At 32.7% G+C, this 16,177-nt stretch carries 13 protein-coding genes; 8 read left to right on the forward strand and 5 right to left on the reverse strand.

Annotation, left to right across the window (positions count from 1 at the left end):
- Positions 1 to 7 precede the first annotated feature (7 nt).
- The 5 genes from AC1DY0_RS17740 to AC1DY0_RS17760 all read right to left on the reverse strand — a co-directional run bounded on the left by AC1DY0_RS17740 (position 8) and on the right by AC1DY0_RS17760 (position 4,229).
- Positions 8 to 841, reverse strand: a complete 834-nt coding sequence (locus AC1DY0_RS17740) for a methyltransferase domain-containing protein (protein ID WP_477189917.1) — start codon at positions 839 to 841, stop codon at positions 8 to 10.
- Positions 842 to 844: 3 nt separating this feature from the next.
- Entirely contained in the window at positions 845 to 1,048 is a 204-nt protein-coding gene (locus AC1DY0_RS17745; RefSeq protein WP_477189918.1) for a YgaP family membrane protein, read from the reverse strand.
- Positions 1,049 to 1,099: 51 nt separating this feature from the next.
- A complete protein-coding gene (locus AC1DY0_RS17750) occupies positions 1,100 to 2,515 on the reverse strand; it encodes an MBL fold metallo-hydrolase (protein WP_477189919.1) in 1,416 nt (471 codons plus the stop codon).
- Positions 2,516 to 2,717: 202 nt separating this feature from the next.
- Positions 2,718 to 3,506, reverse strand: a complete 789-nt coding sequence (locus AC1DY0_RS17755) for a sulfite exporter TauE/SafE family protein (protein ID WP_477189920.1) — start codon at positions 3,504 to 3,506, stop codon at positions 2,718 to 2,720.
- A 96-nt stretch (positions 3,507 to 3,602) separates the two neighbouring features.
- Positions 3,603 to 4,229, reverse strand: a complete 627-nt coding sequence (locus AC1DY0_RS17760) for a Crp/Fnr family transcriptional regulator (RefSeq protein ID WP_477189921.1) — start codon at positions 4,227 to 4,229, stop codon at positions 3,603 to 3,605.
- 281 nt (positions 4,230 to 4,510) lie between these two features.
- Here AC1DY0_RS17760 and AC1DY0_RS17765 point away from each other — a divergent pair, with 281 nt between their 5' ends.
- The 8 genes from AC1DY0_RS17765 to AC1DY0_RS17800 form a co-directional block, all read left to right on the forward strand.
- Positions 4,511 to 4,816 carry a rhodanese-like domain-containing protein gene (locus AC1DY0_RS17765; RefSeq protein ID WP_477189922.1) on the forward strand — a complete coding sequence of 102 codons (306 nt, stop codon included), beginning with the start codon at positions 4,511 to 4,513 and terminating at the stop codon, positions 4,814 to 4,816.
- A 73-nt stretch (positions 4,817 to 4,889) separates the two neighbouring features.
- Positions 4,890 to 6,470 carry an NADP-dependent glyceraldehyde-3-phosphate dehydrogenase gene (locus AC1DY0_RS17770; protein ID WP_477189923.1) on the forward strand — a complete coding sequence of 527 codons (1,581 nt, stop codon included), beginning with the start codon at positions 4,890 to 4,892 and terminating at the stop codon, positions 6,468 to 6,470.
- A gap of 568 nt (positions 6,471 to 7,038) precedes the next feature.
- Positions 7,039 to 7,476, forward strand: a complete 438-nt coding sequence (locus AC1DY0_RS17775) for a MarR family winged helix-turn-helix transcriptional regulator (protein WP_477189924.1) — start codon at positions 7,039 to 7,041, stop codon at positions 7,474 to 7,476.
- A gap of 4 nt (positions 7,477 to 7,480) precedes the next feature.
- Positions 7,481 to 8,518 carry a S41 family peptidase gene (locus AC1DY0_RS17780; protein WP_477189925.1) on the forward strand — a complete coding sequence of 346 codons (1,038 nt, stop codon included), beginning with the start codon at positions 7,481 to 7,483 and terminating at the stop codon, positions 8,516 to 8,518.
- A 333-nt stretch (positions 8,519 to 8,851) separates the two neighbouring features.
- Positions 8,852 to 10,738, forward strand: coding sequence for a M1 family metallopeptidase (locus AC1DY0_RS17785; protein ID WP_477189926.1), 1,887 nt, complete (start codon positions 8,852 to 8,854; stop codon positions 10,736 to 10,738).
- A gap of 141 nt (positions 10,739 to 10,879) precedes the next feature.
- Positions 10,880 to 11,281: a c-type cytochrome gene (locus AC1DY0_RS17790; RefSeq protein ID WP_477189927.1), complete on the forward strand. Its 402-nt coding sequence runs from the start codon at positions 10,880 to 10,882 to the stop codon at positions 11,279 to 11,281.
- A gap of 593 nt (positions 11,282 to 11,874) precedes the next feature.
- Entirely contained in the window at positions 11,875 to 15,192 is a 3,318-nt protein-coding gene (locus AC1DY0_RS17795; protein WP_477189928.1) for a sensor histidine kinase, read from the forward strand.
- A gap of 25 nt (positions 15,193 to 15,217) precedes the next feature.
- Positions 15,218 to 16,177, forward strand: a 960-nt coding sequence (locus AC1DY0_RS17800; protein ID WP_477189929.1) for a sensor histidine kinase, incomplete at its 3' end; no start/stop codon positions are given.

A 16,177-nucleotide genomic window follows, 5' to 3' on the forward strand; every position in this document is an offset into this window, starting at 1 on the left:
GCAATTTTTATAGTTTATTTCCAATTTTATATTTGGTATCGTAAGCGATTTCTTTTTGCAATGCTTCCAATGCAATTTCATTTTTACTGACGATTAATACTTCAGAAAAATTGGCGCTCATACTTACGTTTAAAACATTTTCAAGTGCTGCGAATTTCTCAGAAACGGTATTTTTACAACCACTACAGGTAATACCTTCATATGGGTATAAATTGACCAACACTTCGCTATTTTTTTGTAATTCAATAAATAATTCGGAACCAGCTCTTGGTGTGGCAGAATCTTGACAAACTTCCATCTTTAGAAAATCAAAAGACTGTTGAAAAAGCAAATTATATTCTTCTTGGCTTCCGCCAAAAGGTGGGCCACTTTCAAATGTTCGGTTGAATAATAATCCCGCAATTTTTCCTTTGTGAGCCAAAAGTTGATGCATTTTCCAAACGTATTTTTGTCGCATCGTTGGTGGCAAGGCACAAAAGAATGTCTGTTCGAGAATTACGTCATACTCGCCTTGATGTTCAAAAAAGTCCCCTAATACAATGTTTATATTGGGATTGTCTTTGAACTTGGTTTTTAGATTTTCGACCAAAGTCGGAGCTATGTCAATTACGGTAACGTTTGTAAAACCTTGTTCCAAAAGATAATCGGCTTCATAGGTATTTCCACAACCTGGAATCAAAACTCGAATGTTTTTATCTTTTAATGTGTCAATATAACTTTTTAAAGGAGGAGATACTTCACCTAAATCCCAACCTATAGTATTGGATTGATATTGGTTGTCCCAATAAACTTTGTCCAAAGGTTTCTCACAGGAAACTACACAGCATTGAATTTCGTCCATAATTTATTTTTTTTTGTTGGTGTTTATTCCTAAAAGTCTATAAAATGGGCAAAAATTAATGAAACTGGTTAGTAATAATATAAATGCTAAAGCTAATAAAATAATGGCTAGAATACCATTTATGATTCCTGAGTAATATAATATCGTTATGTTAATTCCGATTGCAGTCCGAATCAATTTGTCTGTAGCACCCATGTTTTTTTTCATGTTAAAAGTATTTATAGGTTAATGAATTGTTTGGGCTATTTTGAATATTTTTTATTTCAATACTTTACTTTGACACACAAAATCAGTTCTTGGAATATCGGTTTTGGCAATGGCATTAAATCCGCCTTCTATCTCGCTGAAATTTCTAAAACCACGGGCTTGCAAAATGGATGCTGCAATCATACTGCGATAGCCACCCGCACAATGCATAAAGAAATGCTCTTTAGGGTCAATGTCTTTTATCCAGTCGTTGATGTTCGACAGCGGTTTGCTGAAAGCTTCTTCGATATGTTCAGCGCTATATTCAGTTTGTTTACGGATGTCAATGATTTTGCTTTCGCCAATTTTCACTTGTGCTTTGAATTGTTCTGCAGTGATTCGGTTTACGGTGTCAATTTCTTTGCCCGCTTTTTTCCAAGTATCAAAACCACCTTCTAAATGTCCCACTAAATTGTCAAAACCCACGCGACTCAAACGAGTTACAGTTTCTTTTTCTCGTCCTAATTCGGTTACTAATATAATGGGTTGTTTTACATCGGCAATCAAAGCACCTACCCAAGGGGCGAAATCGCCATTGATTCCTATGTTTATGGATTGCGGAATAAAACCTTTGGTGAAATCTCCGTTGTTTCTCGTGTCCAAAATTAGGGCACCCGTATCTTCGGTTATAGTTTCAAATTCGGTTACAGATAAGGCGTGCATGCCGTTTTGTAAAACCTCCTGAAAACTATCGTATCCTTTTTTGTTCATAGCCACATTCATTCCAAAATAGGCTGGAGGAGGTAGCAGTCCATCAGTCACTTCGGTGATGAATTCGGCTTCGGTCATATTGGCTCTCAAAGCATAATTGGTTGCTTTTTGGTTTCCAATGGTCGAAACGGTTTCTTTACTCATGTTTTTACCACAAGCACTACCGGCGCCATGAGCAGGATAAACAATGACATCATCTTCAAGAGTCATCACTTTGTCTCTTAACGAATGATATAATAATCCAGCCAATTGTTCCTGTGTCATCGAAGCTGCTTTTTGGGCAAGATCAGGTCTTCCTACATCACCAATAAACAAGGTGTCTCCAGAGAAAATTGCATGATCTTTTCCTTCTTCGTCGATTAGTAAATACGTAGAACTTTCCATGGTGTGACCAGGAGTGTGCAATACTTTTATTTTGATATTCCCTATTTCAAATAGTTGGTTGTCTGTTGCAACAGTGGCTTTAAATTCGGGTTGTGCTGTTGGTCCATAAACGATTGCAGCGCCCGTTTCTTTGCTTAAATCCAAATGTCCCGAAACAAAATCGGCATGAAAATGAGTTTCAAAAATATACTTCAGCTTGACTCCGTCACGTTCGATTCTGTCCAAATAAGGTTGTGTTTCCCTTAGTGGGTCAATTATAGCTGCTTCACCATTGGAAGTGATATAATAAGCACCTTGTGCCAGACATCCTGTATATATTTGTTCTATTTGCATGATTTTAATTTTAATGTGATACAAAGTTAATTCTGTTTTATGATACTATCTGTGACAAAAATTACTTTAACGTAAGTTTAATTTAATGAGTGACTGAGATTCTAAGTCTCTAAGTTTCTAAGATTTTGATGAATATTTTTTTTATAATCACTTTTTAATTTCAGCGACATAGAATCTCAGTGTCTTAGCAGCTTTGAATATTCTAAATAGCGAAAAATTCCTTGACAAAAATATAGATTCCCATGACCAAAATGAACCAGCCAAAAATTGGTTTTAGTTTGTTACCGTCTATTTTTTTAGACAATTGAGTGCCAATAATCATTCCTATAAAAGCTATGACAGAAATAATTATTAATAAAGTATAATTGATTGGGGTTCCAATATATAAATCACCCACAAATCCAATGGAAGAGTTAATAAAGATGATTAATAATGAAGTCCCAACGGCTTGTTTCATTGGTAAATTTGCAAAAAATAAAAGAGCGGGAATGATTAAAAATCCACCGCCTGCGCCTAGAAAACCAGTAACAATTCCAACAACAGAGCCTATTATTGCTAATTGAAGATAATTGGTACGATGAGATTGAATTTGAGAATTGGTTTTGAGAATCATCGAAAATGAAGCAGCCATCATCAAGACTGCAAAAATGATCATGATTAAAAAGTTTTTGGTAACCTGAAAATCATTTATCGTAAAAATAACATTGGGAATTTTTAAAATGATTACTTCCCTGATAACCAATATTGAAAATACTGAAGGAACTGCAAAATACATTGCCGATTTGATTTTGAGATTCCCCATTCGGTAATGAGTGTAACATCCTGATAAAGCAGTAATACCAACTATAAATAAAGAATAACTAGTGGCCAATTTTGGATCTATTTTGAATAAATAAACCAATATGGGAATAGTCAAAATAGAACCTCCACCACCTATTAATCCTAATGAGAGGCCTATTATGATAGATGCCAAATAACCGAAGTATTCCATGTTTTATATTTTGTTTGAGGCAAAGATGCAAAGACTATTTTTGGCGAACTGTAACTTTTGTCACTTTTGAAGAAGTTATGATTTGGAATTTAAAAATTACATCAAAATCTCAATCTGATTGCGATGCAAAACCACCAAGCCTCTTTGTTCCATTTTTTTGAGTAGTCTCGAAATAACTTCTCTGGAAGTATTCAAATCAGATCCAATTTCTTGATGGGAAAGTTTAAGTTCTTTGCAGCCACAAGCTTCAACTTGGCGTTTTAGGTAAAATTCCAGGCGCTCATCCATAGCTCTAAATGCAATACTGTCTATAACTTCCAGTACTTCTTCAAAGCGATTTCGGTAACTGCCAATCACAAATTCATACCAAGTTCGATGTTGCATCATCCATTTGTCCATCAATGGGAGAGGAACCATAATGAGTTCGGCATCCTCATCCACTTTTGCCATAATTTGGCTTTTTTCATTATTAATGGCACATACCATAGATAACGCACATGCTTGTCCAGGTTGTAAATAGTACATGAAAAATTCACCACCATCAACGTCTTCACGATAGACTTTAATGCTTCCCTTGGTTATTAAAACAGTATTTTTAATGTATTGTCCAGTGCGCATAATAACTTCGCCCGAACTAAAGTTTTTAATGACTTGGTTTGCTATTATATCTTGAATCAGTTCTTTTGAAAAGGATGGAAATATTTTTTTTAACTGTTCTGGCATTTTGATTTTTGATTTTGAAATGAGTTGGATTTCCAACACTGTAAAAGTAATAAAAAAGGAGAAGTCTTCGATAAATGAAGAGGGAAGTACCTGTAATAAATTATGAAATACAGAAAAGAATCGGATAATTAAGTCCTGATTTTAAACTATAAATAACAGATGTTTGCATTTGTTGAATATTGATTTTTACGAAAACGTTTTCTTTAGTTTATTGATTAATTCACAAAAAAGAGGTGTATTGTTTGAGGAAAATCTCGTATTTTTACGAAAAAATAAATATTATGAATTTGACACAAGATGAATGGGTTTCCCAATTTGAAGCAGATGAAAATGCAGTAATATTAGATGTAAGAACTGAAGATGAATGTGATCAAGGCATAATTGAAGGTTCTATAAATATCGATATTCATAAGGGGCAGGAATTTATAGATGCTATTTCAGCATTGGATAAAAGTAAAAATTATTATGTATACTGCCGCTCAGGTATGAGAAGTGCAAAAGCATGTGAAATCATGAACGAGTTAGGGATAGAAAATGCCTATAATTTAGTTGGTGGTATCATAGAATGGAATGGTGATATAGTATAATATCATGAACAATAAAAAGAGAGGCTTTTTTGGTCTCTTTTTTAAATCTAAAAACAACCAAAATAACCACGGAATGAATACAATACCTCAAGAATTTCAAATTACAACACCTCTTATTCAAGATACTTATTTGGTAAATGGTGAATTGAAAAAATGGACTGGAAAAACAACACCTGTATATTCTACAATTTCTTCAACCGAAAAATATGAGCCAACTTTATTAGGTTCTATTCCTTTTATGGGTGAAGCAGAAGCACTAGAAGTGGCTGAGTCTGCAAAAACAGCTTTTAATAATGGACAAGGTTTGTGGCCAACGATGAAAGTTGTTGATCGTATTAAGTGCATGGAGAAGTTTGTAGTCAAAATGAAAGAAACCCGTACTGAAGTAGTTAAGCTTTTGATGTGGGAAATTGGAAAAACACTTGGTGATTCCGAAAAAGAATTTGACAGAACGGTAGAATATATTAACGATACTATTGAAAGCTATAAAGAATTGAACAGTCGTTCAGCTCATTTTTCTAAAGTGCAAGGTATAAATGCCATGGTGCGTAGAGGACCTATTGGAGTGGTATTGTGTCTTGGACCTTACAATTATCCATTGAACGAAACCTTTACATTACTTATTCCTGCTTTGATTATGGGTAACCCTGTAATTTTCAAACCAGCAAAACATGGAGTTCTATTAATTTCTCCATTATTGGAAGCTTTTAGAAGCAGTTTCCCAAAAGGAGTAATCAGTATTGTTTATGGTAGAGGACGTGAAATCGCTTCGCCAATAATGAAATCTGGGAAAGTGGATATTTTGGCTTTGATTGGAAACAGTAAATCAGCTATCGCTTTGCAAGACCAACATCCAAACAAAAACAGATTACGTTTGGTATTAGGTTTAGAAGCGAAGAATCCAGCAATAATTTTACCGGATGCCGATTTAGATTTGGCTATCCAAGAATGTATCATGGGAACTTTGTCTTTTAATGGACAACGTTGTACGGCATTGAAACTTTTATACGTTCATGAATCGATTGCAGATGAGTTTAACAAACGTTTTGCTGCCAAAGTTGATTCATTGCAATTTGGAAATCCTTGGGAAAAAGGAGTTGCTTTGACACCACTTCCTGAAACCGAAAAACCAGCTTATATTCAAGAATTGATTGATGATGCTACCAGTAAAGGAGCAAAAGTAATCAATGCAAAAGGAGGGGAACGCTCTGATAATTTTATATTTCCAGCGGTTTTGTTTCCAGTAAACAAAGAAATGCGTGTATATCAAGAAGAACAATTTGGTCCAGTAGTACCAGTTTTGACATTCAAAGATATTCAAGAACCTTTGAATGATATGGCTGAGTCAAACTACGGTCAACAAGTAAGTTTGTTCGGAAAAGATATTAAAACCATTGCGCCGCTTATCGATACTTTGGTGAATTTGGTTTGTAGAGTAAACTTGAATAGTTCTTGCCAAAGAGGACCGGATGTTTTCCCATTTACTGGAAGAAAAGATTCAGCTTTCGGGACATTGAGTATTCATGATGCTTTACGTTCTTTCTCTATCAGAACTTTCGTTGCTTCAAAAGACAATGCTTATAATAATGAAATATTGCAAGAATTGCTAAACAGCAAAGAATCTAATTTTATCAATACTGATTATATTTTATAGTCGTTTCAAAATTTTTTAAGAGCCGTCACGTTTCAAAAATGTGACGGCTTTTTTTATTCATAAAAAAAATAGAATTACAAATTTTGTAAGATTGACTGTTTTTATTAGTGATTATAAGATGTTGTTTTTTAAATGATTATATTTGTTGTGGTAATCATTTAGCTGTTTTTAGTATTAGCTATTGGATTTGTATGATTTCCTATTGATAAATAGATTTCTAAATTCTAGAGACATCAAAAAGAAGATAAAAATAGCTGCCAAAACTATGCACGAGCATTTGCATCGTGAACCTTTTTATGTGCATCCCAGACTGAGTTTTATTCCTAATATCGTATTAAATATTATTACTTTCATTATTGCATTAGCTTTAATTGTTGCTATCCTGTATTTACTGATTAACTTTCTAATTAAAGCGTTTTATCATTTGTAAATTACTTCCGTAATCCAAAAGAGTTTAGCTTAATCATAAATATAAAACAGTTCGATTTTGAATCAATAATCGTTAAAAAAAATATTTTTTTTAATTTATATTGATATATCAATTATATTTGTATCAAATAAAATTATTATGAATATTAAAAACCCAACAGGAACAGTACTTTATTCAATTGAGCAAGCAATTAAAGAGTATAGAAAATTAGCGCAGAAAAATATTGCGAAAATTGTAAAAGATATTACAGTAGATCAATGTTTAGTCTTGATAATCTTTAACAAGGATGCAGAAATTTCGCAAAATGAATTGGCAAATCTTATATTTAAAGACAATGCATCCGTCACGAGAATGATAGAATTAATGGTAAAAAAAGATTATCTAAACAGAACTATTCATACAGAAGATAGAAGAAAATTTAATATCAAATTAACCGAAAAAGGAAAAAAAACTATAGAATTAATAAGCCCAATTATCCAAATAAACAGGGAAACAGCACTTGATGGTTTGTCATTGGAAGAAATTGATTTGCTAGATAAAACTTTAAAAAAAATAATTACTAATTGTAAACTTTAAAAAAATGAGAATATTATTTAATCTATTATTAGCCTGCATTCCTATCTGCTTCAACTCAAATGCAAATGCCCAGGATTTGACTGAACGAAATAAACAAATAACTGAAATAGCAGATAGAATTAATGAATATTACATTTTTGAGGATGTGGCAAATCAACTTTCTGAAAAATTAAAATCAGAAATAGAGCTTAAAACTTTTGATAATCTTACTGATGCAGCATTTGCAAAATCTCTTTCTTCTTATTTAACTAAAAATGGAAATGATTTACATTTCAATGTGTTATATCGCCCAAGTCAAGAAAATGAAGAAAAAACTGTTAATGAAAAAGAATTGTTGAAAGAATATGATGCTATTAATAAACAATGGAATTATGGTTTTGAAAAAGTTACAAGATTAGACGGGAATATAGGTTATATCGTGTATACTGGATTTCCCGAAGGAAACAAATCTGCTCAATATATTCTTGATGCGACAATGAATTTTGTTTCAAATACTAATGCATTAATTATAGATTTAAGAAACAATCAAGGTGGAGATGGTAAAATGGTCGAACTATTTTTAAGTTACTTTTTTGATAAAAAAATAAAATTAAATGAAACTTACACTAGGTACGATCATAAAACTACAAAATCTTACACAACACAAAAAGTGAATGGAAAAAAGTATTTAGATAAACCAGTATATATTCTTGTAAACAATAAAACTATTTCTGCCGCTGAGGCATTTGCATATAATTTGCAACAAAATAAAATTGCAAAGGTAATTGGAGATAAAACTTATGGAGCAGCAAATCCAGTTAAAGCATTTTTTATTGGCAACAAATATCATTTATTTATTCCAATTTCAATTGAAAAAAATTCAATCACAAATACCAATTGGGAACATAAAGGAATTGATGCTGATATAAAAATAAGTTCAGAAAAAGCGTTAATAAAAGCGCAAGGTATAATACTTGAAAATTTATTAAAATCAAATACTAAAACGGAATTGACTGAAAATGAAATTAAAGAAAAGATTTTGAAATTAGAAGAACAATTATAGTATAGGCAAATTTAGTCTACTTACCGCAAACACAAATGCCTATCCATCCATCTGCAAATTTAATGAAAAGACTATTTTTAATCGTATTTTCTTTTAGTAGAAAATACGCATTTTCATAATCTGCAAACAACCAGAGGCACTAGGATATTAGATTTCATTATTTCATAGCTTTTGGTGCTATCCTGTATTTGCTGATTAACTTTCTAATTAAAGAGGTTTATAATTTGTAATGACAAATTGGGTAAAAAAAACTTAAAATTTTGTTACAAAAATCTTCATTTTCAGACTTACTGATTATTATTTATAACAATCATCAAAACTGATAATCTAAAAATGAGAAAACCAGCCCTGTTAAAATTATTATTAGCATTTCTATTTCTTGCTCAAAGTGGTTTTGCACAAGATCTCTATATGCCCAGAAACATTAAAGATGCTTACGCAAAAGGAACCCGATCTATGGATGGTTTGCCAGGTAAAAAGTATTGGCAGAATCATGGTAAATACACTATGGATATTACCGTAAACACCACCACAAAAATAGTAAGCGGAATCGAAACTATTGTGTATGAAAATAACAGTAGCGATACTTTGAATAATATGGCAATTCGCTTTGTAAATAATTTGCATAAACCTTCTTCTCCCAGAAGTGGTAATGTAAGTGATGATTTTTTGTCAGATGGACTAACTATTACTTTTTTAAAGATAAATGGAGAAGTTTACAAAGAAGATGCCAGAAAATGGGGAACAGTTGGCAATGTAAAGATGAAAAAGCCTATACTTCCACAGTCTAAAGCAACACTTGAAATTGAATGGAATTACCCATTGTCTAAAGAAAGCGGAAGAGAAGGGCAAATAGACGAAACTACTTTTTATGTTGCTTATAGCTATCCTAGAGTGTCGGTTTTTGACGATTATAATAAATGGGATAGATTGCCTCATACTGATCGCCAAGAGTTTTATAATGACTTTAATGATTATACCTATACAGTAAAGGCACCCAAAAATTATGTTGTCTACGGAACAGGTGATTTTTTGAACCCAGACGAAGTTTTGCAACCTGAGTTTGCTGCCCGTTTAAAAAAATCATACACCACAGATGAGGTAATGCAAATAGCCAATGACAAAGAAATGAGCGAAGGGCGCGTAACCCAACAGAATGATTGGAACAGTTGGAAATTTCAGGCTAACAACATTACCGATGTTTGTTTTGCCTTAAGCAATCATTATGTATGGGATGCAGGAAGTGTCATCGTAGATGCCAAAACCAATCGCCGAACCAGTACTCAAGCCGCTTATGATCTAGTAAAAGGAACTGATTTTAGAAACTCTGTTAAAAATAACAATTATGCGTTGTCTTGGTTTTCCAATAATTGGCCGGGTGTACCTTATCCATACTCTAAGATGACAGCTTTTCAGGGATTTGCAGATATGGAATATCCTATGATGGTTAATGATTCTCAAATGGGGGATCCAGTTTTTGCACAATTGGTGCAGGATCATGAAATAGCACATACTTATTTCCCTTTTTATATGGGAATAAATGAAACCCGATATGCTTTTATGGATGAAGGTTGGGCTACTACTTTTGAATATTTGATTGGTATAGCAGAACATGGCAAAGAGGCAGCCGATAAATTTTATAAGGAGTTCAGAGTCAATCAATACATTAATGACCCGTCGACAGAGGAAGATCAAGCTATAATTTCGATGTCAACTCAAGTTTCGGATGCGGGTTATGGTAATAATTCATATGGAAAAGCTTCTCTTTCTTATCTTGCCCTGAAAGATATGCTTGGAGACGAGCAATTTAAAAAAGCACTGCATTTTTATATGGATACATGGAATGGGAAACATCCAATTCCTTGGGACTTTTTCAACTGTATAAATACTAGTTCAGGTAAAAATTTAAATTGGTTTTTCAACAATTGGTTTTTTACCAATAACTACATTGATTTAATGATTGAAAAAGTGGAAAATGGTAATTCAAAAAATACAATTTGGGTTAAAAATGTAGGTGGTTTTGCCATTCCTTTTGATGTTGTTGTTGTGTATAAGGATGATACAAAAGAGGTTTTACATCAAAACCCTGCCATTTGGCAAGCGAATCAAAAAAACACAGTAATTTCTTTAAAATCAAATAAAACAATAAAATCAATTTCTATTGATAATGGTATATTTATGGATGCTACACCGTTAAATAATTTATGGAATAATCAGTAAATTTTGATTATATCTGATATTTATTAATTTTTTCTAATTATTTTGCTTTTTACTTAAAAAAGTGCTGATTTCATGATAAATGTCAGCTTTATTGCTACAACGTTTTCTTAAATTTGATCTATAATTTAATAGCACAAAGCCATGAAAGTAGCATTCAAAATTTTCGTAGTACTAGCTTTACTAATTGTGTCGGGAACAAAAAGTATCGCGCAAGAAATAAGCTGGGTTGCACCAGAATATTCTAATTCATTGAAAAATCCGTTTGTAGGAAATCAGAAGGCAACAGAGGATGGAAAGGAAGTATTTAATCAGATGTGTGTGTTGTGTCACGGTGTAAAAGGACAGGGAAATGGAGAAGCAGGTCTTACCTTGCAACCACATCCTGCCAATTTTTTGGCTTTGAATGTAAAAAGTCAAACCGATGGCGCTATTTTTTGGAAGATAACCAACGGGAAAGCTCCAATGGCTACCTATTTTGAACTTTTAACAGACGACCAAAGATGGAAATTGGTCAACTATATACGAGAATTAGAAAAAAAATAGTTTTGAATTAGTAAAGAAATAAATTTTTTTTTAAGGGAAACCGCCGCCAATTATGCTTAAGAGGTGACGGTTTTTTTGTGGATTAAATGGAAATTATTTACCTCCATTATTTTAATTTTTTGAATTGTATTAAAATTGCGCCTTATAAATACGGGGCGAATGAATGAGTTTTTTTACCGCTGATTAGCAGATTTTAATTTAAATTTCTATACCGAATTAACCGTTTTTAGTGGAATTAGCGCTAATTAATTTCTTTAAAATAAATAAATCAGCTTTCCAATAAATAAATCTGCGAATCTGCGGCCATTATTTAAATTCATGTGTTTGCCCTACTTATAAAGTGTTTGTATTTAAATTGAAAATGGAGTAATAAGTTTGTTAATTTTTATGTAATTTTAATATGTGTAATCTATTGATATAGATTTAGTTATATTTTTTATTTTTTGCTACCCAATCTACTCTACAAGTTATCGGTTTTCGAATGTTTTAGGCTTACTTCATTATAAATAAGAAGATGATAGCTGAAAAAAAGGACCTAAGAAGATTTAGTAAGTGAGATTGTTCTCAAACAAATTAATAAAAATAGCTGGATTATGAAAAAGTACTTTTTTGTTATCTTATTAGTCGGTTTTCAGGTATTTTATTCCTCTGTTTTCGCACAACTTAATTCCAGTAATTTTACCGTTTATCCTGATTTGGGAGGCACTTTTATCACCGATATTATCACTGACAAGCAAGGTATAGTCTGGATAACAACCAGTAATGGACTTGTGCAATATGATGGGTATGAATTTAAACATTATGATGTAGATCCCAAAGATCCCAAAAAAATGGGCAGCATTTTAACCAAAAAACTTTTTGAAGCTCAGGATGGCCATATTTGGATTGGCTGCACAGAGCTACTCAGTGAATATAATCCCGTTACAAAAACATTCAAGAACTATGATTTTTTAAAGCTAACGGATTTTCCTTTGGGATCACAACCCTCGATAATCACTATAAATGGGGATTCGAGAGGGCGGATTTATTTTGGAGTGGATTCTTTTGTTGGTTTAAAATCAACTCATGCTCTTTTCTATAAAGATGAAAAAAGTAATGCACTCAAACGTTTTGATTCACCCAATAATCAAGAAATAAAAAATGTTTATAAAGCTGCTACAGACCATTTGGATAATATCTGGGTATTTGCCGCTAATGGTTTTTTTAGGATTGACAAAAATAAAAATATTCATAAAGCGAAGTGGCCAATAGCCGAATATCTGAGTAATCAATACTATAGCACAATTAATTGCGATGGTAAAGGCAATGTCTGGATGAGTTCAAGTAGTGAAGTCTATTCAATTCTAAGTGTCTGGAATCCCAATACAGGTAAAGTGAAGTCCTATCCTTTAAAAGAACCATTCATTAAGAGTAATGATTTTTTTATTACTGAAATAGAGTTTGATTCAAAAGGGAATATTTGGTTAGGTACTACTTATGGTTTAATGTATTTTGATCTGAAAAAGGAACAATTTGAAGTGTTGAATGAAGGTCAAAATCAAAGATTGACAAAAAATGTTCTTACTTGTCTCCATTTGGATTCTTTCGATAATCTTTGGATCGGAACAGAAGCTCAGGGATTACTTAGATATACAAATCGGGTTGTGTTGAAATCCTATGTCTATAAAAAAGATGAAAAAAATTCCATTACTCAAGGCTGGGTTAATAAAATATTTGAAAGTGGGGATGGTAAAATTTGGATGACTAACGATGGGGGTTTTAATGTTTTTGATCCTGTTACCAATTCTGTAATACCTTATCCGATTTCGAAAATACAATCTGGGGTAATTTGGTTTTTTGGTATTGGTTTAAATTCTTCCGATGAAATTCTTTTCCAAACGAACCTTGGTTTTTTTCTTTTTAATACAAATACAAAGACTTGTAAAAAAGCTATTCTGGATCCTAGAATGGATAAACTTCATATTTACAGTCTATTTAATGATAGTAGGGGTAATCAATGGTATTGCACGGTTAATGGTGTTTTTTTTAAAGCTAAAAATAGTCAAACATTTCGTCGTTTTGATTTGTCAGAGACTTTTGGATCAGGTAATAACAGCAATGATGTAGCCAATATTTATGAGAGCACTGAACAAGGAATATGGCTACTTTCCAATAATGGATTATTTCTATATAATTATGATACCGATAAAATAGTAAGACATGCATTTGATAAGAAAAAAGGTGATGTTTTAAAATCGCAAGACATCAATTCGCTCTACGTTGATAAAGAAGGAATAGTTTGGGTTGGGACTTGGGGTGGTGGTCTTAGCAGATACAATATCAAAACAGGAAAAATTATAACATATACTACAAAAGATGGTTTACCTTCTATGGGTGTCCAAGGTATTTTGTCAGACGAAAAAAACAAAGCACTTTGGCTTAGTACTTTTGATGGAATCAGCAGATTCAGTATTGAAGAAAAACAATTTAATAACTTTTCGATGGAAGAAGGTATACAAGGGCGTCTTTTTGCCGATGGATCATGCCTTAAAACATCTGAAGGCCTTATGTTTTTTGGTGGTAGTAACGGTATCACTGTTTTTAATCCAAATAATGTATCTAAAAATTCAACCCCACCGAAAGTATATATTACCGATTTTAAAATTGGTGATATTTCAATGTATTACGGCATTGATTCTATTCAAAAATATAGAAAGTCTGTACCTAAAGATTTTATTCTAAAGTACAACCAAAACAGTATTTCCATCAATTATACCGGAATACACTATGCTAACCCCGAAAGAAATAAATTTGCCTATAAACTGGAGAATTATGATAACAACTGGCGTGAAGTAGGAAATATTCGCACTGCATATTATTATGATCTGCCTCCGGGGGATTATATTTTTAGGGTAAAAGCGGCCAATAGCAATGGTGTTTGGAATAAAATAGGAGCTTCGGTTGCATTTAGTATCACTCCACCGTGGTGGCGCACTTGGTGGGCGTATACGCTATATGGTGTCTTCTTTATGTTAGTTGTATTTTTGATAGACCGCTTCCAACGAAAAAGAATTCTTGAAAAGGAGCATGCTTTGGCTAAAGAAAAGGAACTTGTCCATGCTCGTGAAATTGAGAAAGCCTTCAATAAACTCAAAACCACCCAACTTCAGCTTATTCAATCCGAAAAAATGGCTTCGCTGGGGGAGCTTACTGCCGGGATTGCCCATGAGATTCAGAATCCATTGAACTTTGTAAATAATTTTTCGGAAGTTAGTTTAGAACTGATTGATGAAATGCATGATGAAATGGATAAAGGCGAAACGGAAGAAGCCAAAACTATTGCAATAGACATCAAACAAAATTTAGAAAAAATAATCTTTCACGGAAAACGTGCTGATGGGATTGTAAAGGGTATGTTACAGCATTCCCGTATTAGCTCAGGACAAAAAGAACCAACAGATATTAATGCCCTTGCCGATGAATATTTGAGACTGGCTTATCATGGTTTACGAGCCAAAGACAAAAGCTTCAATGCCGAACTGGAAACTCATTTTGATCCAAAACTTCCAAAGATTGATGTAATTCCACAAGATATAGGTCGAGTTTTACTCAATTTGTTTACCAATGCTTTTTATTCCACACACCAAAAACAAAAAACAGCAACCCAAGAATACAACCCAGTTTTATGTGTGACAACTGAACAAAAAGGAAATCTTGTCGAAATTATGGTGAAAGATAATGGTACAGGAATTCCAAATGCAATTAAAGATAAAATAATGCAGCCTTTTTTTACCACAAAACCTACAGGAGAAGGAACCGGTTTGGGATTGTCTCTGAGTTACGATATTGTGGTGAAAGGACATGGAGGCACTATTAACGTTGAAACAGAAGAAGGCAATGGTGCCACCTTTATTATAATGCTACCGATATAATTTATTACTATTTAAATTATTAAATATGAACTTTGATTATATTCTATTAATAGTCGTTTTTAGTCATTTGCGAAGAACATTGCAAAGCAAAATTTTATTGCCTCAAATAGATAAGTATTTGTTTATAGGATTCTGGCTTTCTATAACGTTTATGATTACGCAACTTATTCTAGATTCCAAGAAAGGCATAACTGCTTGGATAGCAAATTTGATGTTATTTGGCTTAGTATATTTTTGCCTTACTCTTAAAGAATTTAAACCTGTAAAATCCTTTATTTATTCCTTATTGCCCTTTATCGTCGTGAATTTTATAGAAGATTTTACGGAACTTATTAATTCCTCTTTTCATAAAGAATGGAATAATTATTTTCACGCTGCAATTTCTTTTTCAATCATTTGGATTTTTGCCATGTTTTTCATTACTAGAAAACAACGTAAAGAGATGGAAAAAGAACAGTTAAAGGCCATTGAGCTAGAAAAAGAGTTCCAACAGTCAGAAATTTTAAAAGCAAAATTAGAAATTCAGGTAGCAGAACGAACAGCAGAAATCCTTGGTCAAAAAGAGGAGTTACAAAAAGCACTTGAAGAACTCAAAACAACACAAGTACAATTAATTCAATCCGAAAAAATGGCTTCTCTTGGTGAACTCACCGCAGGGATTGCCCATGAAATTCAGAATCCATTAAATTTTGTGAATAATTTCAGTGAAGTGAGTAGTGAATTGTTAGAAGAGATGAATGAAGAAATTGAAAAAGGAGATTTTGAAGAAGTTAAAAATATAGCAGTTGATATAAAACAAAATCTGGAAAAAATAAACTTTCATGGCAAACGTGCAGATAGTATCGTAAAAGACATGCTGCAGCATTCCCGTGCCAGTTCTGGACAAATGGAACCCACGGATATCAATAAACTAGCCGATGAATATTTGCGATTAGCTTATCACGGACTTCGGGCCAAAGACAAATCATTTAATGCAACTATTAAA

The sequence above is a fragment of the Flavobacterium sp. P1_E4 genome (assembly GCF_056405915.1).

Coding starts and splice junctions, on each gene's coding strand:
- AC1DY0_RS17740 (WP_477189917.1), bottom strand. CDS start 841: ATGGACGAAATTCAATGCTGTGTAGTTTCCTGTGAGAAACCTTTGGAC.
- AC1DY0_RS17745 (WP_477189918.1), bottom strand. CDS start 1,048: ATGAAAAAAAACATGGGTGCTACAGACAAATTGATTCGGACTGCAATC.
- AC1DY0_RS17750 (WP_477189919.1), bottom strand. CDS start 2,515: ATGCAAATAGAACAAATATATACAGGATGTCTGGCACAAGGTGCTTAT.
- AC1DY0_RS17755 (WP_477189920.1), bottom strand. CDS start 3,506: ATGGAATACTTCGGTTATTTGGCATCTATCATAATAGGCCTCTCATTA.
- AC1DY0_RS17760 (WP_477189921.1), bottom strand. CDS start 4,229: ATGCCAGAACAGTTAAAAAAAATATTTCCATCCTTTTCAAAAGAACTG.
- AC1DY0_RS17765 (WP_477189922.1), top strand. CDS start 4,511: ATGAATTTGACACAAGATGAATGGGTTTCCCAATTTGAAGCAGATGAA.
- AC1DY0_RS17770 (WP_477189923.1), top strand. CDS start 4,890: ATGAATACAATACCTCAAGAATTTCAAATTACAACACCTCTTATTCAA.
- AC1DY0_RS17775 (WP_477189924.1), top strand. CDS start 7,039: ATGAATATTAAAAACCCAACAGGAACAGTACTTTATTCAATTGAGCAA.
- AC1DY0_RS17780 (WP_477189925.1), top strand. CDS start 7,481: ATGAGAATATTATTTAATCTATTATTAGCCTGCATTCCTATCTGCTTC.
- AC1DY0_RS17785 (WP_477189926.1), top strand. CDS start 8,852: ATGAGAAAACCAGCCCTGTTAAAATTATTATTAGCATTTCTATTTCTT.
- AC1DY0_RS17790 (WP_477189927.1), top strand. CDS start 10,880: ATGAAAGTAGCATTCAAAATTTTCGTAGTACTAGCTTTACTAATTGTG.
- AC1DY0_RS17795 (WP_477189928.1), top strand. CDS start 11,875: ATGAAAAAGTACTTTTTTGTTATCTTATTAGTCGGTTTTCAGGTATTT.